This window comes from Bacillus sp. Pc3, from assembly GCF_000815145.1.
In the GTDB taxonomy this organism is placed as follows: Bacteria; Bacillota; Bacilli; order Bacillales; family Bacillaceae; genus Bacillus; species Bacillus velezensis.
Map to the genome: position 1 here is coordinate 1,994,458 of NZ_CP010406.1, position 23,043 is coordinate 2,017,500.

A 23,043-nucleotide genomic window follows, 5' to 3' on the forward strand; every position below is an offset into this window, starting at 1 on the left:
ATGGTCTCCCATTATTTATCTTATACATTTGCATTAAATTCGTTCATGACTTCTAAAAATGGTTTCGTTAAGGAAGCTTCGCAGGCTTTTACGGTTTTTGAGACGGCATCATTGATATGCGGCGCTTCTTCCTTCGTAAAAGCTCCCAGTACATAGTCAACGACTTTCATTCCGTTGACGGGGCGGCCGATTCCGATTCTGACCCGGTCAAATTCAGGGGTTCCGAGGTGCTGTATAAGCGATTTAATTCCGTTATGTCCGCCTGCGCTCCCCTTCGTCCGGAGCCTGATTTTTCCCGTCGGAAGATCAAGGTCATCGTATATGACTTTCAGATCTTCATGATCGGCATCATAATAATCCAGTAGCGGCCGCAAACATTCCCCTGATAAATTCATATATGTAAGCGGTTTAACAAGTAGAACTTTTTTTCCGGAAACAAAACCGATTCCGTAAAGTCCGTTGAATTTCGTTTTATTCAATTCAATATTCCATTCTTTAGAAAGCTCGTCAATGGCCATAAAGCCGACATTATGTCTCGTGTTCTCATAGGTTTTCCCGGGGTTACCGAGACCGGCAATCACAAGCATCGTAAATCCTCCCTCAACATCGCTGTAATTCTTCTCATTCTAGCACAAAAGACGTAACCTCGGGCGGGTTACGTCTTAAAGCGCTTATTGATTTTCTCCTTCGGGCTCTTCCCCAGGAGACGGTTCTGCATCTTCTTCGAATGCTTCCTGCTTAGGAGGAAGGATGGAAGCCACGACTTCTTCCGGGTCGTTTGTAAATGTATAATTGCCGTCAGCAGTCAGATCTGCGATGGTCAGCACATCATTCATTTCAAGCCCGGAAATATCAACATTGATTGTCTGAGGGATGTCCTTCGGCTTAGCCTTGATCGAAAGCTCATGCAGCGGCTGCTGGATGACGCCTCCGTCTTTGACTCCCTTCGCCTCTCCCGTCAGCTGAATCGGCACCTCGGCCTCCAGCTCCTCACTCATATTCACGACTTGAAAATCGGCGTGCGTCAATTCGTTTTTGAGCGGGTCTGTCTGAAGATCAGTCACCATAACCGATTGCTGATTTCCGTTGACATCAATTGTGATAATCGTGTTTTTTCCTTCGTCCCGCAATGTTTTAAGCAATTCGACACTGTCTAAAGAGACAGGCGTATTCGTTGTTTCTTTACCGTATATAATCCCTGGAACATGTCCTGAATGACGGATTTTCCGAAGCGTCGAACGTTTAAAATCGGTTCTTTCATTTGCTTTTAAAGTTGCCATATTCAGCACCATCCTAATTATCGTTTTATCGTCCTATTAGAACAATACCCACAATAACTGGGATTTAAACCTTAAAGTTTCGGTTTAGCTGAATAAATAGCTGACAGATTGTTTCTCGTGAACGCGGATAATCGCTTCAGCCAGAAGCGGTCCGACAGAAAGCTGCTTAAAGCGTTCGATTTTTTTCTCATCAGGAAGCTTAATGCTGTTCGTTACGACAAGCTCCTTGATTTTAGAGTTATTGATCCGCTCAACGGCAGGGCCTGACAGTACAGGGTGCGTACAGCATGCATACACTTCTGCAGCTCCGTTTTCAACCAGCGCGTTAGCGGCAAGTGTGATTGTGCCGGCCGTATCAATAATATCATCGATCAGAATCGCTGTTTTACCTTCCACGTTACCGACGATGTTCATCACTTCTACCTCATTCGGTCTAGGACGGCGTTTGTCGATAATCGCGATCGGCGCTTTCAGACGGTCCGCAAGTTTGCGGGCGCGCGTCACACCGCCGTGGTCAGGAGAAACAATAACGATATCTTTCAAGTCTTTACCTTCAAAGTAATGGCCTAAAATCGGAACACCCATTAAGTGGTCAATCGGAATATCAAAGAAACCTTGAATTTGCGGCGCGTGTAAATCAAGCGCGATCACGCGTGTCGCACCCGCTGTTTCAAGCAGGTTTGCAAAAAGTTTTGCCGTAATCGGTTCACGTGATCTTGCTTTTCTGTCCTGGCGCGCATAACCGTAGTACGGAATGACAATGTTGATTGTTTTCGCGGAAGCGCGCTTTAAAGCGTCAACCATAATCAGCAATTCCATGATGTGCTCGTTGACCGGCGCACTTGTAGACTGAATGATATAGCAATCACAGCCGCGAATACTTTCTTCTATGTTGATCTGGACCTCTCCGTCACTGAATCTTGTAACAGAGCACTTTCCTAATTGAACCCCTACATTATCCGCGATTTCTTTTGCAAGTTCTGGATTTGAATTCAAAGAAAAAATCTTTAAATTCTTATCTCCGTATTCGTTAGACATGGTAAACCTCCGATTTTAGGATTATTTTTTATGAATGTTTTTCACATAATCTTCTTTATTTACTTGTCTTGCTCTGGCAATGGCAAGCGCTTCGCCCGGCACATCTTCAGTTACGGTTGAACCCGCAGCGACGTACGCGCCTTCTCCCACTGTAACAGGAGCGACCAGATTGGAGTTGCAGCCAATAAAGGCGCCGTCTTCAATTTTGGTTAAATACTTTTTCTTCCCATCATAATTGACCGTGATGGAGCCGCAGCCCAGATTCACATCCGTGCCCACTTCGGCATCACCGATATAGCTTAAATGAGATGCTTTGCTTCGGTCGCCGAATTGTGTTTTCTTGATTTCAACAAAGTTTCCGATCTTCACTTCATTGCCGATTGCGGAATCGGGTCTGATGTGAGCAAAAGGACCGATATTTACATCATTCCCAACTTTGCTGCGATTGACAACGGATTGTTTAATCACAGTGCGGCTGCCGATTGAGCTGTCCTCTATCTCAGTGTGGGGGCCGATGACACATTCATCGCCGATTTCAGCTTGTCCCTTTAACACAGTTCCGGGATAAATAACTGTATCTTGTCCGATACGTGCGTCAGGTGAGATGTACGTATTCATCGGATCGATTAAAGTGACTCCGTTCTGCATATGCCGTTTGTTAATACGCTCTTTCATATACATTTCAGCCTGAGAAAGAGCGACTCTATCATTCACTCCGAGCGTCTCTTGGAAGTTACCAGTCTGGTAAGCGGCAACAGTTTCGCCTTCGTCTTTGAGGATTTCGATCACATCCGGCAGATAATACTCGCCTTGGGCATTTTCATTCGAAACCTGTTCGATGACACGAAAAAGAGCCTCGTTATCAAAACAGTACGTTCCCGTGTTAATTTCTTTCACAAGACGTTCTTGCTCCGAAGCATCCTTGTGCTCCACGATTTTTTGAACGGCGCCGTCTTCACTGCGGATGATTCTTCCGTATCCGGCGGGATCGTCGGCAACGGCCGTTAACACCGTGGCTTTTGCACCTTTGTCTGTATGTTCATTCAGCATGGCTTCCATCGTCTCCGCCGTCAGAAGCGGTGTATCGCCGCAAATAACGATCGTGACACCCTTTTCTCCGTGAAGAAATGGTTTTGCCTGTTTGACCGCATGAGCCGTACCGAGCTGTTCTGCTTGGAGAGCGTAATCGCTTTTCTGTCCGAGCTGCTTCTTCACATCTTCGGCGCCGTGTCCTACGATGGTGACAAGCTTCGCTAAAGATAATTTCAGAGCTTCGTCTGCGACGTGCTCTACCATAGGCTTTCCGCATACCGGATGAAGGACCTTGTAAAGCTTCGATTTCATTCTCGTTCCTTTTCCGGCAGCTAAAATCACTGCAAACCGCTTATCCATTTAATGGCCTCCAATATCCCTTTTATCCATAGAAAAATATATCCTAAATAGCTGTTGATTTCAAGAAGACATCAAAAAGTGCAAGAATTTTCTATGTAATCGCTTTATTACTGAAAAATCAGATTTAAAAAAGGACTGCCGGAAAAGGCCTTGTGTCAGCCTTTATCAGCAGTCCTTACATTTTGTTATGTTTAAGAAGCCCCGGCTTCTTCATATTCTAATGCTTCAGAATCACCCAAACGATGATACTCATTTAAAACAGCATCCTGGATCTTGCCCCGCGTGCTGGAATTAATAGGATGAGCAATATCGCGGAATTCTCCATCAGGGGTGCGTTTACTCGGCATCGCAACGAAAAGACCATTGTTTCCATCAATCACACGAATATCATGTACGACAAATTCGTGATCCAGCGTGATGGATGCAATCGCTCTCATGCGACCATCGGTATTCACGCGGCGTAATCTTACGTCAGTAACTTCCACAGTAGTTCACCACCTTTTCCCTATATAAAAGCATTAGTCTAACAATTCCACGATTCTTTTTAAATTCCTGCACGTTTCAAAAAGTTTTTTTGAAAATATAGGATATACATACACAATTAGGTGATAAACCATATTTGGGGATCATATACTGCATAAAAAAAGTGCTCCCGGAGACCGGAACCACTTTTCTGAGATTTAAGATTTCACCAGCGCAATGACTTCAATTTCCACGAGAGCGTCTTTCGGCAGTCTCGCCACTTCCACACAAGACCTTGCCGGCTTATGTACATCAAAGTATTGTCCGTACACTTCATTCACTTCCGCAAACTGCTCCATATCAGCAATAAACACCGTTGCTTTGACAACCGTCTCGAGAGAAGCGCCCGCTTCTTTCAGCACAGCTTTTAAATTGCTGAACACCTGATGCGTTTGTTCTGTGATATCACCGTTTACCATTTCTCCTTCAGCAGTAAGAGGAATCTGGCCTGAGCTGTAAAACATGTTGTTTACGATGATTCCCTGTGAATATGGCCCGATCGCTGCCGGCGCGTGTTTTGTATGGATTGCTTTTGTCATTTTTCTGTCTCCCCATTCTTTAAATGCTGTTCTTTAAAAAATCGCAGAAAATTGCCGTTTTGAATCTCAATCGTTTTGTCTTTCATATTGATGGTTGAAAGCGTGAGCAGTGACATGTATTCATCGACAAGCCGTTCATTCACTCCCTCGGCTTCAACCAAGACGCCTATTCCCGCGACGTTTGCGTTAAACTCATCAAGCAGGCTGATCATGCCGTTAATGGTGCCGCCGGCTTTCATAAAATCGTCAATAATCAAAACGTTCGAACCCGTAGCCAAACTTCTTTTCGCAAGCGACATCGTTTGAATGCGGTTAGACGACCCTGATACATAATTGATGCTCACCGTGGAGCCTTCCGTCACCTTATTGTCTTTTCGCACGATGACAACCGGAACGTTCAGATAACTGGCCGCTGCGTAAGCAAGAGGGATTCCTTTTGTCGCAACGGTCATCACCACATCAATCTCCCGCTCCGCAAAAACGGAAGCAAAAAGCCTGCCTACATGAGAGAGGACAGATGGTTTTCCTAAGATATCCGTTAAATATACATAACCGCCCGGAAGGATACGCTCAGGATTTACTAAAGACTGTCCCAGCTCCTGTATAAACGCTTCTGCTTCAGCCTGTTTCACTTTCGGAATGTATTTGACGCCTCCGGCAGCTCCCGGCACTGTAAGCAGCGTCCCAATGCCTTGCTGTTCAAAGGTCTGTTTAATAATCGTTAAATCTTCACTGATTGATGACTTTGCTGATTGATACCGTTCTGAGAAAAACGTTAACGGTATTAATTCATGCGGATGGGTTAACAAATAATTTGTTAAGTCCACCAATCTGCCGCTGCGACGAAACTTCATGAACTTACCCCCAAAATCCGAATAATTTAAAAATAATATAACTTAACATACGGATTTAATCAAGAGCATTCTGTTCGCCGATCATCCGCACCGCGTACACTTGATCACAGAAACCTCTTAACCCGTTATAAATCCGCTGCACCTTCGATTCGTATTGAACCAAACCGAATACAGTCGGTCCGCTTCCGCTCATTAACACCGCATCAGCGCCGAAGCGTTTCATTTGATTTTTAATCATCGCCACCTCGGGATGGAGGCTGAGCGTAACCGACTCCAATACGTTTCCTAATTGTCCGCATACCTTTTGGAAGCTTTTTTCTTCAATCGCGTCAATCATCGCCTGCACATCAGGATGCCGAACCTGCTGTAAGTTCAGCCGGCGGTACACTTCGGCAGTCGATACCCCGATCGTCGGTTTGGCAAGCACGACCCAGCAATGAGGCGGAGCACTGATGTGCCTGATCTTCTCACCGCGTCCGGTTGCCAGAGCAGTGCCCCCGTATACACAGAAGGACACGTCTGAACCGATTTCAGCTCCAAGCTCCGCGAGCTCTTCGACAGAAAGCTTTAAATCCCAAAGCCTGTTCAGCCCTCTGAGCGTGGCTGCCGCATCGCTGCTTCCGCCGGCAAGCCCTGCCGCTACAGGGATCACTTTTGTAATCATAATGGAAACGCCTTTTTTGACTTGAAATCGTTCTTTAAGCAGTTTGGCTGCCTGATAAGCCAGATTCCTTTGATCATCCGGAACAAAGCGATTATGCGACGCCACTCTGATAACGTTTTCGGGCAGTTCTGTCAGTTCAATCCGATCTGCCAAATCAATTGTCGTCATGATCATCTCCACTTCGTGATAACCATCCGGGCGTTTACTCGTCACATCGAGGGACAGATTGATTTTGGCCGGCGCTTTTTCTAAAATACGCATAGCTTTCACCTACTTCTCCATCTAAACATAAGTATGAACATTGTATCACATTTGGAGACCCGGAGGTACTTATCCGAAATTGAAGCCGGTTTTGACAGCCGATAGAAAAAACCGGGGAACGGATTGTCCCCCGGGCCACTGCATTATCGGTTATTTTGGTTCTGAGCCGCCATCTGCTGTTCGGCAATCTCAATCGCGCGCTTTACCATATTCCCGGCGTCACGCGCCCGAATGCCTCCCCAGCCCTCGTTTTTCACCGTATCGTAAAAACCAAGGTCCTTCGCCAGCTCATATTTGAACTCATCTGACATAACTCCACGACGTCTGCCCAAACGAAACAACCCCTTTTATAGAATTGATCACCATTCGTGCACGCCACGATAAAACATGTGACACTTATAGCTTCCGTTTAATCGGCTGAAACTTTCGAGGGAATAATTAGAAGAGCTTTAGAAGGCAAAACAAAAAGCAGTAAACAAAAGGTTCACTGCCCATTAAAATGCTACTGAGCTTGCCGCATCGTCATTGAATGTCAATTCAACAGTCTCAGTCAGAATATCAGCATAACTGTATGAAACTCTTTCAAACGAATTCTCGTCTTGATCTAGTTGTATCACAAAAACAGAAGGGTACGTCTCAGCTAAAATGCCCGAACGCTCAATCGTTTTTCGGCGGCCGCCGTTTGCTTTTAACGTAAGCCGTTTACCTAAATTCCCATCAAGCGATCTTTTTATATCGGACAACGTCTTCGCCATTGCATCCACCTCACTACATTTATTGTACAACAAGAGCCCAATTTTGTCAAATAAAATTTAAATTATATCAACGTTAATAAGTCATTGTCAACAAAATTATTTTGACAAAATTCTATTGATTTCTGCGTTATTTTTCACAAGTTCCGGAAATTTATGTATCAATATGTAAAATAATTAACCCGCATAGCGAAATATATGCGGGTTTTATCACTCATCCATTTGATTTATACGGCATACCGACACGCAGCACACCCTTCGTTTCAATTCCTCCCAGCCCTTTCTCTCTCGTCAGCGTATTTCTCAGAACATCCCATACATTGATCCGCTCCATAAACGGAGTGAAGCTGATTTTCGCGACAATATATACCGGGTCAAGCGCGTGGATATTGACGCGTGACGGAGAACTTGCGAAATTCGCGCCCGCTCTGATTAAAGACTCGAAATGAGATTGGCACGCCCCCGCGAATATGACCAGCTGATCCAAATGAGGGACTTTACGCCTCGCTCTTTGAACGGTTTCGACAAAGTGTTTGGAATGCCTGTAGGCGCTTAAATCGTTCACGCCTCCCTTATGCTTGGAATATGCATCATGGCCGGTGATGACTAAAATATCCGGCCTGTATTTATCAAGCAGCTCGTCAATTGATGCCGGCATTTTTTTCTCATGGCAATGAATTCCGTATACCGGCACACCGATTTTTTCATAAAAGTTCAGGCACTTTTTCAAATAGGCCTCATCGCCGTCCAGATGCAATACCTTTCCGGGCATATGAAAGTAGTGCTCCTGATGCTGATATTGATTTGTCGCATAATATTCCTGTTTTTCCCGAAGCAGCTTATAATCCTGGCGGAGCAGCTCGAGAGATTCATTCATCCTGCTTTCATCTCTTTTCTTTCTCATGGCCTGTTCGTCTTTTCTGACAGGCTCCAAATCAGAAAAATCAGCATCCGCAATCAATCTGACTTCGTCACCATGCAGGATGGCAATTGAATTTCCGTTGCTTGTTTGTTCTATACCGATAATGCGAAATAAAACATCCATTTGATAGGATTTCCTGGCTACCATATCTCCTATTTGAAATTGCACGTTACCCACTCCACAAATAGACTAAGCCTCATCATGAAAGAAGTCTTGGCAAATACACCTCTTTCCGCTGCGGCGCTTGATGTTTCAAGCTTTTCTTGCAGTTGAATGAATAAGGTTCTCCTCTAGCCTATGTAGCGGCAGTCCAAGTGGTGACGCAAAACAAAAAGCCCTCTTAGAAAAGGGCTTTATGCAATCCGTTGGACAGGAGCGCGAATTCTTCTATGGACAGGGATTCACCGCGCCGCTTTCCGTCAATATTCGTTTCTTGAAGAACTTCTTCAATTTGAGCTTTTTTCTCTTTTCCGCCCGGAAGATTGTTCACAAGGTTGTTAAGCAAGGTTTTCCGGCGCTGTGCGAAGCTTGCTTTAATCAGCTGGAAGAAAAACGGTTCATTATCGACGTCAACCGCCGGGCCGTCACGAAGCAAGAGACGGATGACGGCAGAATCGACATTAGGCTGAGGCACAAACACCGTTTTCGGGACGGTCATGACGGTTTTGGCCTCCGTATAGAACTGAACCGCAATGGAAAGCGATCCGTACTCCTTAGAGGAAGGATCAGCGGCCATTCGCTCAGCGACCTCTTTTTGCAGCATCACGACAATTCCTTTTAACGGAAGATGTTCTTCCAAAAGCTTCATGATGATCGGCGTCGTCACATAATATGGGAGATTCGCCGTCACCATAATTTCATCACAATCCTGAAACTGCTCTTCAATGACAGATTTGACGTCTGCTTTCAGCACATCTTGATGAATGATCGTTACATTGTCATACGGAGACAGCGTATCATTGAGAATGGGCAGCAGGCGCTGATCAATTTCAAACGCGACGACCTTTTTTGCCCGTTTGGCAAGCTGCTCTGTCAGCGCGCCGATTCCGGGCCCGATTTCAATGACTCCGGTCCGATCCGTAATTTCCGCATGGTCCACAATTCTGTCCAATATATTTGTATCAATTAAGAAATTCTGCCCCAGACTCTTTTTAAAAGAGAAACCGTACTTTTTCAGAATTTCCTTCGTTCTGATAGGTGTCGCGATATCTTTATTGTTCATCCTGTTCCTCCTGCCTCATAGCATCGAGCGCATCAATAAAATCACTTCTTTTGATTTGAAACATTTGCAGCCGTTTTTGAAGCTGCTTGCCGTTTGTATAGCCGATCTTCAGCAGGTCGCCCAATCGTTCGCGGCGTCTTTTGGCAGCCGGTCCGCCGATCAGACCGGCCTGTATGACATCTTCAGCTGAAATCTCACTCGGCTTTGCCTCCATCTCTTCATGCACATTTTCCAGACATGCTCTGATGCTTTCAATGGATGCGTGCTCAACGCCAATGCCGCGCTTGTTTTTCGGTTTGGCAAGATGTTTGGGCAGAAATGCGTGTTTACAGCCGGGTACTGCTTCAGAAATGGTTTTCCGGATCTTTTCCCCCGGAAAATCCGGGTCCGTCAGTACGATGACCCCTCTCGTTTCCTGCGCCAGCCGAATCTGTCTGATGACTTCGTCTCCGATTGCGGAACCGTTTGTCTCGATCGTATCCGCATCAACGGCAAGTTTTATGCGCGCAGTGTCATCGCGTCCCTCGACTACAATAATTTCTTTAATTTTCATTACTTCCTCCAAAAAAACTTTTTATATCCAAAACGAAACCTTTGCTTACATGTCACGTCTAATATACTGAAAATACACTTTACCTATTATAACGAAAAAAACAGAGGGCGCAAAACCCTCTGAGTGAATCGGAATTAATTTAAGATTTTTATTTTGACCTGTTTCTTTCCCCAGCGGTAAGCTGAAGATTTTTCAGGGAAAAAGACATCAATCCGTCTTCCTTTAATGGCTGAGCCTGTATCAGCGGCCACGGCATCCCCGTATCCGTCTACGTGGACTCTTGTGCCGAGCGGAATGACGCTTGGGTCTACCGCAATGACTTTAGCATTCGGATTGCTTGTCAGGTTAACGCCTGTAGCCGTATGGCCGGAACAGCCGCTGCAGCTTGCGGTATAAGCCGTGGAAGACACGGTAATCACTTTACCGGAAGATCCGGTTTCGCCAGAAGATGCCTTCACAGGTGCACTGAGCTGCTCAATCTTGGGACTGTGCCGCTTTGTGCCGACCGCAATGATTTGATCTTTGCTTTTTTCAGATGTTTCTTCTTTAACAAGCTTTCTTGAAACTTCTTTTCCATTTTCTTTGACAACATGAAAATGCTTTTTAAGTTTGCCTTCTTTTCCTTTTTGAACGATCTTTTCTTTCCCGCTGTCGAGAGACGCATCTTCTTTTTCTTTCACTTGATACGCTATTTTTTCCTCAACTACATCGGTGACTTTTTCGATACGAGTGATTTGTATGCCGGCCTGATTTTTTGTGAGCTTTTCGTGTAATGCCGGTTTTACTTTATCTTCGTCTTTCATGTCCATCTTATGCTGCGTTAAAAAGTCAGCGACCGTAGTCGAAGTCGTCCATATTTTCTTTTTCTTTCCCGCATCATTTACAGTGACCCGAAAAGCCGGGTCGACCGTGACTTTCATGCCGTTTGTCACTTTCGTATCTGCTGCTGGATCTATTTTATCGTGCTGATTCACAGGTGTATGCTGTTCATTCAGAAATGCGCCGACTGTTTTTGCCGTTGACCATAAAGTCTTTTCTTCTCCGCCTCTTGTCACACGGATCTGCTTTGCAGCTTCATACACGACATTCATGTTGTCTGCCAATGCTGTCTGCTTAGACGGGGTAATCCGGTCTTCATTTCTCGTCTCTATATGTAAATCTTCCAGAAGTTCCCCAACCGTTTTTGCATGAGTGCGTATTTGCTTTTTCTTGCCGTTGATGGAAACAGAAACTGATTGTTTTGAGAGCTCATGTGCCCCGTATGCAGTCCCGGTTCCGCCCAGCAGAATAATAGCTGCAATAAGAATAACCTTGCTTTTACCAAGCTTTACGGAAAACAGTTTTTTCATTTTTTGTGTGATGAAAAACGCCTCCTTCTCCTCGGAGAGATTATATAGAGTATCTAAAATGCTGTCAACCCTCCCATCTCGAAGATGAAAAACCTTCAGCGTATCCCTCATTATGCAAAAACAAAGCAAAAAAAGGAAGAGAGACATATCGACAACCTATCTTATGAGGAGAAGGAAGCTTGTAGAACCGTTTTACATATCCACTGAATCGGACAAGCCTTTACACGTTACGACAGCGCATTCTGTCAGTTCATGCGGAAAAGTCTTTTTGCGTTTTCAGTTGTAATTGAGGCAATTTCTTCATATGTCAGCCCTTTTAATTCAGCGAGCTGTTCAGCAACATATTTTACGTAGCTTGGCTCATTTCGTTTACCGCGGAAAGGATGCGGTGTCAGGAAAGGACAGTCCGTTTCAATCAGCAAACGGTCATTCGGAATTTCCTTTGCTGCTTCTTTTGGTTTCTTTGCATTTTTGAAGGTAACCGGTCCGCCGAATGAAATATAAAAATTCATATCCATACACTGCCGCGCAACCTCCGCGCTCCCCGTAAAGCAGTGCATAATACCGCCGACTTCTTCCGCCCCCTCTTCTTTCAAAATCGTGACAACATCTTCCGTTGCATCACGATTATGAATGATAATTGGAAGGTTCACTTCTTTGGCGAGAGCGATTTGTTTCCGGAATACTTCTTTCTGAATGTCTTTTGGTGATTTATCCCAGTGGTAATCAAGGCCCATCTCTCCGATTGCCACAACTTTTTCGTGAGAGGACAGTTCCTTAATCCATGATAAATCTTCCTCTGTCATGTCAATTGCGTCTACCGGATGCCAGCCGATCGCAGCGTATATAAAGTCATATTCCTCAATCAGCTCCATCGCACGCGTGATAGTGGGTTTGTCGAAGCCGACAACGACGATTCGTTCAACTTCTTCAGCCTTTGCACGCGCAATGACTTCCTCTAAGTCTGTGTCAAATTGCTCGGCATTTAAGTGCGCATGTGTATCAAAAAGCATCATAAAAACTCCTTTCTTGTTGAAAAACAAAAGGTGTTCGACGGAATGTTACACGTGAAACACCTTTTGCATCTATTTATTTAATTCGAGTGCCTTTCGGTAATGACTGGTCGACAGCTACAACTTTGAGAACGCCGTCTGATTCTCCTGCCAGTATCATTCCTTGAGAAAGCTCGCCTCTCAGTTTTACCGGTTTTAAATTCGTTACACAAATGATCTTCATTCCCACAAGCTGATCAGGTGTGTAATGCTTCGCGATACCTGATACAACTTGGCGCTGTTCAAAGCCCAGATCAATTTGCAATTTCAGCAGCCGATCTGCTTTTTTCACCGGCTCTGCGGACAAGACTTCTGCGACGCGAAGTTCTGTATCCATAAATTGATCAAACGTAATTTCAGGAAGACGCTCTGCTTCTTGCGGCTCTTCCGCCTTTTCTTCTTTAGCAGGAGCAGTTCCTTGCATTTTTTGCTTGATGTAAGCTACTTCCTCTTCAGCTTCAAGACGAGGGAAAAGCGGTTCCCCTTTTTTCACTTTCGCGTTCTTCAATTGACCGAATGTCTGAATGCTGTCCCATGCTTTAAGGGACTGATCCTCAACTCCTAGCTGGGCAAACATTTTTTCAGGCGTTTGTGTCAAGAAAGGCTGGAGCAATACGGCTGAGATACGTAAAGATTCAGCTAAATGATACATGACGGAACGTAATTCTTTTTCTTTTTCCTGATCTTTAGCAAGCACCCACGGAGCAGTTTCATCAATATATTTGTTCGTACGGCTGATTAATTGCCATAGCGTTGATAAAGCGACTGAAAACTCCATGTTTTCCATTGCCTTTTCATAAGCTTTAACCGTTTCACCGGCTACAGAAGAAAGCTCTGAATCAAAATCGGTCACATTTCCTTCATATGAACCAATCTCACCGTCAAAATATTTTTGGATCATTGCAACTGTACGATTCAGAAGGTTTCCTAAGTCGTTCGCCAAGTCATAATTAATCCGTTCTACGAAACCTTCCGGCGTAAAGACACCGTCTGAACCGAACGGTACTTCGCGAAGCAGGTAATAGCGAAGTTCATCCAATCCGTAGCGTTCAATTAACGTTACCGGATCAACGACATTTCCTTTTGATTTCGACATTTTTCCGTCTTTCATCAATAACCAGCCATGCGCGAATACTTGCTTAGGCAGCGGGAGATCAAGCGCCATCAGCATAATCGGCCAGTAAATGGTATGAAAACGGACAATTTCTTTACCGACAAGGTGGACGTCAGCCGGCCAGTACTTTTTGTAAAGCTCATCATTTTCCGTATCATAACCGAGCGCTGTAATATAGTTGAACAGTGCGTCAATCCATACATACACGACATGCTTCGGATTTCCCGGCACTTTTACGCCCCAGTCGAACGTCGTTCTGGAAACGGCCAAGTCTTCAAGCCCCGGTTTAATGAAGTTGTTAATCATTTCATTTTTGCGTGATTCAGGCTGGATGAAAGAAGGATTTTCCTCATAAAACTTCAGCAGGCGGTCTGCGTATTTGCTCATGCGGAAGAAGTATGACTCCTCTTTGATTAATTCGACCGGATGGCCGCTGTCCGGGCTTTTTCCGCCGACAACCTCACCCTTCTCATTTCTTTCCACATCCACCAGCTGTGTTTCCGTATAGAATGTTTCATCAGGGATGCTGTACCAGCCCTCATACTCATCCAGGTAAATGTCACCATTATCAAGAAGTTTTTGAAACACTTTCTCGATAATTTCTTTGTGCCGGCTTTCCGTCGTCCGGATGAAATCATCGTGAGAAATGTCGAGCTGCTTCCATAGTTTTTGGATTTCAGCAACTGCACGATCCACATAAGCTTGAGGCGTGATATTCTCTTCCTCCGCTTTCTGCTGGATTTTCTGTCCGTGCTCATCCGTTCCGGTTAAGTAGCGTACGTCAAATCCTTTTAATCTTTTGTAACGCGCCATCGCATCGCCGGCCACGGTAGTATAAGCATGGCCGATATGTAATTTTCCGCTCGGATAATATATCGGGGTTGTAATATAAAAAGTATTATTGTCTTGCGGCATGTTGCAACCTCCCATTCAGAATGTCGAAAAGCTCACGCCCAAAGGACGAGAGCGGTTTTATTTGATATACAATATTGATATTTGTCCTCTATCTATGATACCATCTTAGCCTTTAAGATCAAGGATATATACGTACTGCGCGTAAAAGAGTAAATAAAATTAAAAATTTTTATTGAAATTAAAAAAAGTCTTAACATGTCGAATTTTGTCGTTTATAATCTACTAATATAAAACATCTTGGTTCGAAAGTCTTGATTTAAAAGGATTTTCAGTAGGATAATAGGTTCGAAAAAGCAGTCAAAAAGCCTGTTATTTCAGGATTTCCAAGGCTTTACTTACTATAAGAACTAATTCTTACAAACAATAGCAAACAAAAAGATTGACGATTATTGGAAACCTTGTTATGCTAGGAATGTAAGGAATTTTGTCGAATAATGACGAAGAAAAATATAAACTACAAATAATTATCTCTCGGGAGGAGACTGTTAATGAAATCTACTGGTATCGTACGTAAAGTTGATGAACTTGGACGCGTAGTTATCCCAATCGAACTTCGCCGTACACTGGGCATCGCAGAAAAAGACGCTCTTGAAATTTATGTTGATGATGAAAAAATCATCCTTAAAAAATATAAACCAAACATGACTTGCCAAGTAACTGGTGAAGTTTCTGACGATAACCTTAAACTTGCCGGCGGCAAATTGGTACTCAGCAAAGAGGGCGCTGAGCAAATCATCTCTGAAATTCAAAACCAGCTTCAAAACCAAAAATAAGCTATTTCATACAAAAACCGTTCTTGTTACGATACAAGAACGGTTTTTTTTATGATTGAATGTGATAAGCGTCATAAATCTCGCGTTTCGGCACGTCCCGATCTACCGCTGTTTGTTTTATGGCCTGTTTGGAAGAAGATCCTTCATTTATGTAATGCTCCACATGTTCTTTCTCAGAAAGCTCCGTCCACCAAGGCTTTTCCTCTTCATCCGGTTCAGCGGTTTGATTTCCTTCGACAACGAGACAGAACTCACCGCGGATTTGATCTTCATTTGCCCATTCCATCACCTCGGCGATGGTTCCTCTGATGAATTCCTCGTACTTTTTCGTTAATTCTCTCGTGACGGCGATGGTTCGATTACCCAAAACATCATGCATTGCTGTTAATGTTTCTTTTAATCTGTGCGGCGCTTCGTAAAATATCATCGTTTCCTGCCGTTTTTTCAGGATTTCGAGTTCTTTCTTCTTTTCTTTTTTCTGTCTGTTTAAAAATCCGTAGAAGAAAAACGGCTGCGGGGTGATGCCTGATGCGGTCAGCGCGGTTAATGCCGCATTAGCACCCGGAAGCGGAACGACATATCCGCCGATTTGGGTGAAATCTCTCACAATCTCAGCCCCCGGGTCGGAAATTGTCGGCATGCCGGCATCACTGACCAATGCCACATTCTTTCCGTTTTTCAGCCATTCAATGATTTTATGGCCGCTGCTTTCTTTATTATGTTCATGATAGCTGATGAGAGATGTTTCTATATCATAAACATGGCACAGCTTTTTCGTCTGTCTCGTATCTTCGGCAGCTATGACATCGGCCGATTTCAGCGTCTCTACTGCACGAAAGGTCATGTCCTCCAAATTGCCGATCGGTGTAGGAACAAGGTACAGAGTTCCCATTTCAGATTTTCCGTTAAAACTCATCTGGCGTCTTAACATATACAGCCTCCTTGCTGCGTCGTTTTTCTTCTATATATTGCTCTTTTTTCTTTCGGGTCAGCTGTTTAAAACGGTATTCCGCCTGCATCGCTTCCCGTTTTGTTTCAAATGATTCCGCATGGCATAACGAAACCGGCCGCCGCGCCCTTGTGTACTTCGCACCCTTTCCCTCATTGTGGGTTTTCAGCCGTTTTTGCAGATCATTTGTATAACCGGCATACAGACTGTTGTCATTGCACAGCAGCACATAAAAGAAATGACTATTTGTCTCCATATAAAATCGTGCGGATCTCTTTCGTATATTCATTTTGTTCATTGTATACGAACAGCGGGGGAAGAATTTTGAGATCAGGGCGGCCGCCTTTAATTCCTTCAACCAAAATGGTATTCGCTTCTTTACCTTGTTTCGGATAAATAAACTGAACCCGTTTCGGTTCTATTCGGTACGCTTTCATTAATTCAAAGATTTCCAAAAGCCTCCCCGGCCGATGAACGAGAGCCGCTTTTCCGCCTTGCTTCAGCAGTTTGCTGCTGACGGAAATCACATCTTCAAGCGTGCAAAGAATTTCGTGCCTTGCGATTCTGAGATGCTCGTTCAGGTTCTGCTCCGCCTCTTTCGGTGTTTTAAAATAAGGCGGATTGCAGGTGACAACATCATATTTATTATGTCCGAGTCTTTCCGGCATATTTTTCAGATCATCATGAATGAGACTGATCTGACCGCCCAGCCCGTTGTATTCCACGCTTCGGAGCGCCATATCATACAAGCGTTCCTGAATTTCAACCCCGGTGATATCGGCTTTTGACCTTGTGCTGAGCAAAAGCGGCACAATGCCGTTCCCCGTGCATAAATCAACGATGTTCCCCTTTTGAATCGGAACGTATGCAAACTTAGACAGCAGCACGGCATCTAATGAAAAAGCGAAAACCGTCGGACTCTGTACTATTTTCATATCCTCTGCTAATAAGTAATCCAATCTTTCATCATCACGTAATGAAACCATAATCTTATTCCTTTCGGCACTCTTTGAAAAAGGCTTCCGACATCAGCGGAAGCCTTTTCCTTATTTTTTATTTAAGAAAGACAGACAAAAAAGGCAATCTCCCTTGCGGACGCTCCCATAATGGACGTTGCAAATATGAAAGCCTTCTTGATACAGCCGGGCCAGATTGTCGTACCCTTCTCCTATATCACTCTGCTCTGCCTTCTGTGTTTTTGTTTCTTTCTGATCGGCTTTGAATTTCTCAATTTGCTCTGTCGTATCATCAAGCCGTTTACGCAAATGCTTATTTTCAAGCTGAAGATGGTGATTCTCTTCAATCATTTCGCCGATATGCTGCTTTAAGTCACCCAGCTGACGGTACAGCGAACCGATTTGTTCCTCCAGGTTTATGACAGTATCAAATAACTCTTTTTTATCCAAGGTTCCACACCTCGTTAATCTGTGGTTTGTGCGGATACGACGCCCTCTTCCAAGAGCTCTTCCCAAGTATATTCTATCACTTTTTCACGATTCTTCAGTTCCACCTGAAGCACCCGTTCCAGAATATTAAGACCGACAACCTTTGCGGGGCCGTTTGCCGTCGTAATCATTTCGCCTAAATCCGGCAGCTGTTCTTTTGCCGTCTCATACTCATCATTTTCGTACTTCAAACAGCACATCAAACGGCCGCACAGACCGGAAATCTTCGTTGGGTTCAACGATAAATTTTGATCCTTCGCCATTTTGATGGACACCGGTTCAAAATCACCGAGGAACGTGGAGCAGCAAAGCATTCTCCCGCATGGTCCGATACCGCCGAGCATTTTCGCCTCGTCCCTCACCCCGATTTGGCGCAATTCGATTCTCGTTTTAAAGATAGAAGCCAAGTCTTTGACCAATTCCCTGAAATCAACCCGTCCGTCTGCTGTAAAGTAAAAAATGACTTTATTGCGGTCAAATGTAAACTCAACATCAACCAGCTTCATATCTAAGCCGTGGTCAGCCACTTTTTTCTGACACACTTCAAAAGCGGACAGGGCCTCCTGTTTGTTTTCTTCTACAATGAGAAGATCGCGTTCATCAGCAACGCGTATGACCTTTCGAAGCGGAAGCACAACATCATGCTCGTCCACTTGTTTATTTGCGATGACAACCTGCCCGTATTCGACACCTCTTACGGTTTCAACAATGACGCAGCTGTCTTGTTCTATATCAAATCCGTTCGGATCAAAATAATAAATTTTCCCCGCTTTTTTAAAGCGGACGCCTATTACGTTGTACAAGCTTATCCCTCCTGCAACGTTAACACCAAGTGCTCCATTAATCCCTGCACATTCACATTGGAATGAAGCCGTTTTTTTGCTTCTAAAACAGCGAGAATTTGGTTCGTAACGCTTTGTTGTGTAAATTGCAGCGCATGCTGTTTTATTGATTGGAATAAGTCTTGATAAATCAGTTTATCTTCATTTCCAATTTGGATGGATAATACATCACGGTATATCAATAAGAGCATATCAAGACCCATTTCTTGATGGGTTTTTTCTTTGAAAAAGGGCACCCACTGATCCTGAATGAAGAAAAAGGCATGTCCTTTCCGCTGATGTAAGACTTCATACAATTTTATCACTTTCGCTCTGGACTCTGCAAACTCATCATTTCGACTTAATTCGACTGCTTCCGCAATATTATTTGTCATATTTGCTAAGAGCCGGGCCATGTGAAGGCTCACTTCCTGTTCAATCAGTCTTTCCTCTATGGCTTTCGGCTGAAGCGGCTGGAACGGAAGAACCTGACATCTCGAAACGATGGTATCCAGTATTCGGTGAAGCTGCTCAGTAATAAGAATTGCGATGGTATCTTGACTCGGCTCCTCTAAAAATTTCAGCAGACTGTTTGCCGCATTTGTCGTCATTTGATCCGCATGGGATATAATGTACAGCTTTTTATGCGATTCCAGTCCTGTTTTAGAAAACTCTTCCTGAAGAGATTGGATCTGAGCCTTTTTAATGGATAATCCGTCGGGCTGAACCACATGGAGGTCGGGATGGTTTCCGGATTCAATACGCTTACAGTTCCGGCACTCCCCGCAAGGCTCAGTCCCGCCTTCAAGGCAAAAAAAGCTTTTTGCGAGAAGCAGTGCGGCATCCAATTTGCCCGTTCCTTTTTTGCCTTCAAACAGATATGCGTGAGAAAGCCTTTTCTTTTCAATGCTGTTATGCAAAAGCCGCATCACTCTGGGCTGCTGCCCGGTCATTTCCTTCCATGATATTGCCATTGTATCACTCTCTATGTGTAAAGGTTAATCAATAAACCTTTTATTTCTCCGATTCGATCCAGCAAATCAATTGCCGGTTTTTCCTGATCTAACATTTCTTCTGTCAGCTGAAGCAGTTTTTCATCTATTTCTTTCACAAGCCCCAGAGTCCGGCTGCTTCCGTACAGGTCAAAGCTTTTCTCCGTCTCATGCGATAATCCGCTGTCTACGGCCTCTTTTACAAAACGTTTTACCAATCCTTTGAATTTCGCTAAGTCTTTGAAGTTTCTCGACTTCGTCAGCCTTTTCCCGAACGTTTCTATATCCGTTAAGAACCTGCTCAGCTGATCAAATTTCAGCTTGCTGCTTTGGCTGTCCATTGAACTTTTAAATGTTCCGGAAAGCTCTGCCGCTTTATAAGCAGGCTGCTGCTTTTTCTCAATAAATGTACGTAAGTCAGAATTTATTTTCACGTCGTCAAATCCTTAAAATTGATGAAATTCATCGACCGGGAGGACAAAGACCGTCGCTCCGCCGACTTCCACTTCGACGGGATATGGAACGTAGGAATCCGCATTCCCGCCCATCGGGGATACCGGGGCAATCATCTGATCACGTTTACAGCCATTCTCTTTAATGAGGCTGAGCGCTTTATCAACACGGATATCTTCCACCCCGATCATAAACGTCGTATTGCCTGATTTAAGGAATCCGCCTGTTGTCGCAAGCTTCGTCACCCTGAAGTTGTGGTCGGTTAATACTTTCAAAAGCCTGTTGCTGTCCTGATCCTGCACCACTGCCACTATTAGTTTCATTCTCTAGGCCCCCTTTAGGTTGGAAAGAACATTATCGTTACATTCATTATAGCAACTTATGAGAAACAGGTCACAACTGAATTTTTTTCAATGCTTCATTTATCACTTGAAGTGCGTCCTGAATGACGAGTTCCTTCTTTTTCGATGCGTCGATTGTATGGAATCTTTCCGGAAAACGCTGCATGACCTTTTGGTATCCTTCCCGTACTTTCGTATGAAAGTGCAGGGCCTCAAGATCGAGACGATTCTTCTCTCTTGAATCATTCGACGTAATCCGTTTCAACCCTTCTTCCGGCTCAATAGAAAAATAGATGGTAACATCAGGCATCGTATCGCCGATTGCAAACTGGTTGATAGAAAGAACTTCATCAATCCCGAGCCCTCTCGCATAGCCTTGGTAAGCCAGAGAACTGTCAATGAAACGATCGCACAGCACAATGCGGCCTTCTTTCAATGCAGGCTGCACCTTTTCGACTAAATGCTGTCTTCTCGCCGCAGCGTAAAGCAGCGCCTCCGTTTTTGCATCCATCAGTGTATTGTTTTTATTTAAGATCACTTCTCTGATCTGTTCCGCAATGTCGATGCCGCCCGGTTCTCTTGTCGCTGTCACCGGGAGCCCCTCTGCCGACAAAATCTCTTTCATTTCCTGAAGCACAGTCGTTTTCCCTGCACCTTCAGGACCTTCAAATGTTATAAATAAACCGCTCATGATTTCTCCTCTTCTATATAGACAAGTAATTGTTCCCCGTTTAACAAGCCTTGAATATGCGCGTCCATGCCGATTAAACGGGAAAGCTTTTGTACGATCTCTTCTGTTATCCGTTCTCCGTCCATGATCAGCGGAATTCCCGGCGGATAAGGAATAATGTTGCCCGCATGCAAGCGCCCGGCCGCCTTATTTATATCTGCAGGCTCTTTTGTAAACTTCCGCATCTCATTTTGCGGGTATTCAAGTGTCGATATGGACGGAAATGTCCACTTCACGGCATCCGGCAATTTATCGGGCGGTGTATTCTCCAGTTTCTGCTGTATGTTTCTTACGGTTGCCTGTTCTATCATCCGCCGGCCGCCTATCGGCAGTACGAGCAATACTTGGTACTCGTCAGCCAGCTCGGCAACAATGCCTTCACTCTCCAAAATCCGTTGTAATGAATAGCCGGAATGTCCGAGCTTTGACCGAAGAATTAATTTTAACGGGTCCGCCCGCAGCCCATATCCGGAAGGCTCGATTATTTCAATAGAAGAAATTGATGCGAACCTTCGTTTGATTTTCTCAATGCGCTCCATATGAACGGGAAGTGTCCCTTTTTCAGCAATATCCTGCACATAAGCGCGCGCCGTATCTAAAGATGCCATAATCGGGTATGACGGGCTGCTGCTTTGCAAACTGCTTACATAATAAGTTAATCGATCTCTGTCAATTCTGGTGCTGTTCAAATGAAAGTAAGACCCCATCGTCATAGCCGGAAGCGTTTTGTGAGCCGATTGAACAACGGCGTCTGCCCCCATAGCCAATGATGAAGGCGGGAAAGGCCGGCCTAACACAAAGTGAGCCCCATGTGCCTCATCCACCAGTACAGGAACGCCGTATGAATGGGCTTTGTTAACTGCCGCAGTCAAATCGGCAGCATGCCCGTAGTAAGTCGGATTGGTCAGAACAAGTCCTTTCGCGTTCGGATATGACGCCAGCGCTTTTTCGATGACTGAAAGGGATACATGTGCCGGCACATGCATGTTTTCATCGATTTCCGGCGCCAAATAAACCGGCTTGGCTCCGGCCAATGCCGCCGCATGGAAAACAGACTTGTGACAATTACGCTGGATCAGAATGGGTTCACCCGGTTCACACACAGCTAAAATCATCGCCAGATTGCCGGCGGTCGTTCCATTGACGAGAAAGAAACTTTCCTGAGAGCCGTAAAATCTGCTCACCAAATCCTGCGCTTCCTTAATGACCCCCGTCGGGTGATGCAAGTCATCAAGACCCGTGATCTCAGTCATATCAATAGATAAAAGAGATTGATATACAGATTTGGCTTCATCAAAAAAGACATCTCCATTGTGATGTCCCGGAACATGAAAAGAATACGTATTTCGGTGCGCATGCTTCATCAGCGCTGTATATAAAGGTGTGTCCATTTTTAAACAAATCCTTTGCCTGTCTTTCTTATTATATCGTGCCTGCGAGCCAACTTAAAGCTAAGACTTTTTGGCATCTAGCCGTTATCCCGGCCGGATCTCATATCAAGCAGCTTCTTTTTTAAATCGCCTTCCATGATAACAAGCTCCTCCTCGGCACGCCTGCGTTTCATCCTGCCTTCTTCTTGAATAGACATGATTTCTTCAAGTGTGCTGACTAAGCTTTCCTGCACTTTTTTGAGGGTTTCTGCCTCAACAAGTCCGCGCTCATTGGCTTTCGCGGTCTCGACTGTACTTGTTTTCAGAAGTTCAGCGTTTTTCAGCAGCAATTGATTTGTCGTATCCGCCGCCTTCTGCTGCACATCTGCCGCACTCCGCTGCCTCATAAGCGTCAGCGCGATGGCGACTTGATTCTTCCATAAAGGAATAGCCGTAACAATGGAGGACTGAATTTTCTCTGCCAGTGCCTGATTTGTGTTTTGAATCAGGCGGATTTGCGGCGCACTCTGAAGCGTAATCTGCCTGCTCAGCAGCAGATCATGCACCCTCTTATCCAGACGGTCGGCAAACTGGCGAAGATCATTCACTTCCTGCGCGGCCATTTGATTGTGTTCTTGTAATTCGGCTTTTCTTGCCGCTTCGGGTATCAGCTTTGTTTTCAGCTCATCTAATTTTAATTCCCCCGCTGCTATATACATAGTTAAATCAGTAAAGTACTG

Annotated in this window: 28 protein-coding genes (1 of these 28 only partly in view); 1 reads left to right on the forward strand and 27 read right to left on the reverse strand. The window is 44.6% G+C overall.

The annotated features are described in order from the left end of the window. Positions 1-20: 20 nt before the first annotated feature. The 16 genes from pth to metG all read right to left on the reverse strand — a co-directional run bounded on the left by pth (position 21) and on the right by metG (position 14,429). Entirely contained in the window at positions 21-587 is a 567-nt protein-coding gene (gene pth, locus SB24_RS09430) for an aminoacyl-tRNA hydrolase (RefSeq protein ID WP_015239025.1), read from the reverse strand. Between the two features lie 84 nt (positions 588-671). Then, positions 672-1,280, reverse strand: coding sequence for a 50S ribosomal protein L25/general stress protein Ctc (locus tag SB24_RS09435; protein WP_029326252.1), 609 nt, complete (start codon positions 1,278-1,280; stop codon positions 672-674). 84 nt (positions 1,281-1,364) lie between these two features. Further along, positions 1,365-2,318, reverse strand: coding sequence for a ribose-phosphate diphosphokinase (locus SB24_RS09440; protein WP_007409928.1), 954 nt, complete (start codon positions 2,316-2,318; stop codon positions 1,365-1,367). 21 nt (positions 2,319-2,339) lie between these two features. After that, positions 2,340-3,710: a bifunctional UDP-N-acetylglucosamine diphosphorylase/glucosamine-1-phosphate N-acetyltransferase GlmU gene (gene glmU / locus SB24_RS09445; protein ID WP_004264658.1), complete on the reverse strand. Its 1,371-nt coding sequence runs from the start codon at positions 3,708-3,710 to the stop codon at positions 2,340-2,342. A gap of 191 nt (positions 3,711-3,901) precedes the next feature. Continuing rightward, on the reverse strand, positions 3,902-4,195 hold the full coding sequence (spoVG, locus tag SB24_RS09450; RefSeq protein WP_004264660.1) for a septation regulator SpoVG: 294 nt from the start codon (positions 4,193-4,195) through the stop codon (positions 3,902-3,904). Between the two features lie 195 nt (positions 4,196-4,390). Then, positions 4,391-4,771 carry a 2-iminobutanoate/2-iminopropanoate deaminase gene (gene ridA, locus SB24_RS09455; protein ID WP_004264663.1) on the reverse strand — a complete coding sequence of 127 codons (381 nt, stop codon included), beginning with the start codon at positions 4,769-4,771 and terminating at the stop codon, positions 4,391-4,393. Continuing rightward, entirely contained in the window at positions 4,768-5,625 is an 858-nt protein-coding gene (gene purR, locus SB24_RS09460) for a pur operon repressor (RefSeq protein ID WP_004264666.1), read from the reverse strand. Before purR ends, ridA begins: the two co-directional genes overlap by 4 nt. Positions 5,626-5,680: 55 nt before the next feature. Beyond that, positions 5,681-6,550, reverse strand: a complete 870-nt coding sequence (ispE, locus tag SB24_RS09465) for a 4-(cytidine 5'-diphospho)-2-C-methyl-D-erythritol kinase (protein ID WP_007409927.1) — start codon at positions 6,548-6,550, stop codon at positions 5,681-5,683. 143 nt (positions 6,551-6,693) lie between these two features. Beyond that, positions 6,694-6,882: a small, acid-soluble spore protein, alpha/beta type gene (locus SB24_RS09470; protein WP_011996172.1), complete on the reverse strand. Its 189-nt coding sequence runs from the start codon at positions 6,880-6,882 to the stop codon at positions 6,694-6,696. Between the two features lie 162 nt (positions 6,883-7,044). Then, positions 7,045-7,305, reverse strand: a complete 261-nt coding sequence (veg, locus tag SB24_RS09475; RefSeq protein ID WP_003218330.1) for a biofilm formation stimulator Veg — start codon at positions 7,303-7,305, stop codon at positions 7,045-7,047. A 211-nt stretch (positions 7,306-7,516) separates the two neighbouring features. Further along, a complete protein-coding gene (gene yabG / locus SB24_RS09480; RefSeq protein WP_004264691.1) occupies positions 7,517-8,392 on the reverse strand; it encodes a sporulation peptidase YabG in 876 nt (291 codons plus the stop codon). Positions 8,393-8,564: 172 nt separating this feature from the next. Then, a complete protein-coding gene (gene rsmA / locus SB24_RS09485) occupies positions 8,565-9,446 on the reverse strand; it encodes a 16S rRNA (adenine(1518)-N(6)/adenine(1519)-N(6))-dimethyltransferase RsmA (protein ID WP_004264694.1) in 882 nt (293 codons plus the stop codon). Then, on the reverse strand, positions 9,436-9,999 hold the full coding sequence (rnmV, locus tag SB24_RS09490; protein WP_004264696.1) for a ribonuclease M5: 564 nt from the start codon (positions 9,997-9,999) through the stop codon (positions 9,436-9,438). Before rnmV ends, rsmA begins: the two co-directional genes overlap by 11 nt. A 134-nt stretch (positions 10,000-10,133) precedes the next feature. Then, positions 10,134-11,459: a resuscitation-promoting factor gene (locus tag SB24_RS09495; protein ID WP_099686894.1), complete on the reverse strand. Its 1,326-nt coding sequence runs from the start codon at positions 11,457-11,459 to the stop codon at positions 10,134-10,136. A 134-nt stretch (positions 11,460-11,593) separates the two neighbouring features. Then, the gene (locus SB24_RS09500) at positions 11,594-12,361 is read right to left on the reverse strand and encodes a TatD family hydrolase (protein ID WP_039253034.1); all 768 of its coding nucleotides are present in this window, start codon (positions 12,359-12,361) and stop codon (positions 11,594-11,596) included. 76 nt (positions 12,362-12,437) lie between these two features. Further along, positions 12,438-14,429 carry a methionine--tRNA ligase gene (gene metG / locus SB24_RS09505; protein ID WP_011996169.1) on the reverse strand — a complete coding sequence of 664 codons (1,992 nt, stop codon included), beginning with the start codon at positions 14,427-14,429 and terminating at the stop codon, positions 12,438-12,440. Between the two features lie 482 nt (positions 14,430-14,911). On the opposite strand from metG, the gene abrB reads away from it, so the two are divergent. Beyond that, positions 14,912-15,202 carry a transition state genes transcriptional regulator AbrB gene (abrB, locus tag SB24_RS09510; protein WP_169510469.1) on the forward strand — a complete coding sequence of 97 codons (291 nt, stop codon included), beginning with the start codon at positions 14,912-14,914 and terminating at the stop codon, positions 15,200-15,202. A gap of 49 nt (positions 15,203-15,251) precedes the next feature. On the opposite strand, the gene rsmI is transcribed toward abrB, so the two are convergent. From rsmI to SB24_RS09565, 11 genes are all read right to left on the reverse strand, one after another. Then, complete coding sequence (gene rsmI, locus SB24_RS09515; RefSeq protein ID WP_039253039.1) at positions 15,252-16,133, reverse strand: 16S rRNA (cytidine(1402)-2'-O)-methyltransferase; 882 nt, start codon at positions 16,131-16,133, stop codon at positions 15,252-15,254. Beyond that, the gene (locus SB24_RS09520) at positions 16,108-16,407 is read right to left on the reverse strand and encodes a GIY-YIG nuclease family protein (RefSeq protein ID WP_007409921.1); all 300 of its coding nucleotides are present in this window, start codon (positions 16,405-16,407) and stop codon (positions 16,108-16,110) included. Before SB24_RS09520 ends, rsmI begins: the two co-directional genes overlap by 26 nt. Next, positions 16,394-17,137: a tRNA1(Val) (adenine(37)-N6)-methyltransferase gene (locus tag SB24_RS09525; RefSeq protein ID WP_004264717.1), complete on the reverse strand. Its 744-nt coding sequence runs from the start codon at positions 17,135-17,137 to the stop codon at positions 16,394-16,396. The genes SB24_RS09520 and SB24_RS09525 overlap by 14 nt, the downstream gene beginning before the upstream one ends. A 60-nt stretch (positions 17,138-17,197) precedes the next feature. Continuing rightward, positions 17,198-17,557, reverse strand: a complete 360-nt coding sequence (yabA, locus tag SB24_RS09530) for a replication initiation-control protein YabA (protein WP_004264720.1) — start codon at positions 17,555-17,557, stop codon at positions 17,198-17,200. A 14-nt stretch (positions 17,558-17,571) separates the two neighbouring features. Then, the gene (gene ricT, locus SB24_RS09535) at positions 17,572-18,399 is read right to left on the reverse strand and encodes a competence/sporulation regulator complex protein RicT (RefSeq protein ID WP_004264723.1); all 828 of its coding nucleotides are present in this window, start codon (positions 18,397-18,399) and stop codon (positions 17,572-17,574) included. Between the two features lie 2 nt (positions 18,400-18,401). Next, on the reverse strand, positions 18,402-19,391 hold the full coding sequence (holB, locus tag SB24_RS09540) for a DNA polymerase III subunit delta' (protein WP_033575250.1): 990 nt from the start codon (positions 19,389-19,391) through the stop codon (positions 18,402-18,404). Between the two features lie 11 nt (positions 19,392-19,402). Beyond that, positions 19,403-19,843, reverse strand: coding sequence for a YaaR family protein (locus tag SB24_RS09545; RefSeq protein ID WP_004264730.1), 441 nt, complete (start codon positions 19,841-19,843; stop codon positions 19,403-19,405). A gap of 12 nt (positions 19,844-19,855) precedes the next feature. Further along, positions 19,856-20,185 carry a cyclic di-AMP receptor DarA gene (gene darA, locus SB24_RS09550; RefSeq protein WP_004264734.1) on the reverse strand — a complete coding sequence of 110 codons (330 nt, stop codon included), beginning with the start codon at positions 20,183-20,185 and terminating at the stop codon, positions 19,856-19,858. 70 nt (positions 20,186-20,255) lie between these two features. Next, entirely contained in the window at positions 20,256-20,894 is a 639-nt protein-coding gene (gene tmk, locus SB24_RS09555) for a dTMP kinase (protein ID WP_007409918.1), read from the reverse strand. Then, complete coding sequence (locus SB24_RS09560) at positions 20,891-22,324, reverse strand: aminotransferase class I/II-fold pyridoxal phosphate-dependent enzyme (RefSeq protein ID WP_039253044.1); 1,434 nt, start codon at positions 22,322-22,324, stop codon at positions 20,891-20,893. Before SB24_RS09560 ends, tmk begins: the two co-directional genes overlap by 4 nt. Before the next feature lie 77 nt (positions 22,325-22,401). After that, positions 22,402-23,043, reverse strand: partial view of a toxic anion resistance protein gene (locus tag SB24_RS09565; RefSeq protein WP_039253046.1) — the 3' portion only. Its footprint extends 477 nt past the window's final position; 642 of the gene's 1,119 nt are visible here — the last part of the coding sequence; its start codon lies off the right edge, out of view; its stop codon occupies positions 22,402-22,404.

Excerpts from the sequence above, each read along its gene's own strand:
- pth (WP_015239025.1), bottom strand. The coding sequence starts at position 587 with ATGCTTGTGATTGCCGGTCTCGGTAACCCCGGGAAAACCTATGAGAAC.
- SB24_RS09435 (WP_029326252.1), bottom strand. The coding sequence starts at position 1,280 with ATGGCAACTTTAAAAGCAAATGAAAGAACCGATTTTAAACGTTCGACG.
- SB24_RS09440 (WP_007409928.1), bottom strand. The coding sequence starts at position 2,318 with ATGTCTAACGAATACGGAGATAAGAATTTAAAGATTTTTTCTTTGAAT.
- glmU (WP_004264658.1), bottom strand. The coding sequence starts at position 3,710 with ATGGATAAGCGGTTTGCAGTGATTTTAGCTGCCGGAAAAGGAACGAGA.
- ridA (WP_004264663.1), bottom strand. The coding sequence starts at position 4,771 with ATGACAAAAGCAATCCATACAAAACACGCGCCGGCAGCGATCGGGCCA.
- purR (WP_004264666.1), bottom strand. The coding sequence starts at position 5,625 with ATGAAGTTTCGTCGCAGCGGCAGATTGGTGGACTTAACAAATTATTTG.
- ispE (WP_007409927.1), bottom strand. The coding sequence starts at position 6,550 with ATGCGTATTTTAGAAAAAGCGCCGGCCAAAATCAATCTGTCCCTCGAT.
- veg (WP_003218330.1), bottom strand. The coding sequence starts at position 7,305 with ATGGCGAAGACGTTGTCCGATATAAAAAGATCGCTTGATGGGAATTTA.
- rsmA (WP_004264694.1), bottom strand. The coding sequence starts at position 9,446 with ATGAACAATAAAGATATCGCGACACCTATCAGAACGAAGGAAATTCTG.
- rnmV (WP_004264696.1), bottom strand. The coding sequence starts at position 9,999 with ATGAAAATTAAAGAAATTATTGTAGTCGAGGGACGCGATGACACTGCG.
- SB24_RS09495 (WP_099686894.1), bottom strand. The coding sequence starts at position 11,459 with ATGAGGGATACGCTGAAGGTTTTTCATCTTCGAGATGGGAGGGTTGAC.
- SB24_RS09500 (WP_039253034.1), bottom strand. The coding sequence starts at position 12,361 with ATGCTTTTTGATACACATGCGCACTTAAATGCCGAGCAATTTGACACA.
- metG (WP_011996169.1), bottom strand. The coding sequence starts at position 14,429 with ATGCCGCAAGACAATAATACTTTTTATATTACAACCCCGATATATTAT.
- rsmI (WP_039253039.1), bottom strand. The coding sequence starts at position 16,133 with ATGTTAAGACGCCAGATGAGTTTTAACGGAAAATCTGAAATGGGAACT.
- SB24_RS09520 (WP_007409921.1), bottom strand. The coding sequence starts at position 16,407 with ATGGAGACAAATAGTCATTTCTTTTATGTGCTGCTGTGCAATGACAAC.
- SB24_RS09525 (WP_004264717.1), bottom strand. The coding sequence starts at position 17,137 with ATGGTTTCATTACGTGATGATGAAAGATTGGATTACTTATTAGCAGAG.
- holB (WP_033575250.1), bottom strand. The coding sequence starts at position 19,391 with ATGGCAATATCATGGAAGGAAATGACCGGGCAGCAGCCCAGAGTGATG.
- darA (WP_004264734.1), bottom strand. The coding sequence starts at position 20,185 with ATGAAACTAATAGTGGCAGTGGTGCAGGATCAGGACAGCAACAGGCTT.
- tmk (WP_007409918.1), bottom strand. The coding sequence starts at position 20,894 with ATGAGCGGTTTATTTATAACATTTGAAGGTCCTGAAGGTGCAGGGAAA.
- SB24_RS09560 (WP_039253044.1), bottom strand. The coding sequence starts at position 22,324 with ATGGACACACCTTTATATACAGCGCTGATGAAGCATGCGCACCGAAAT.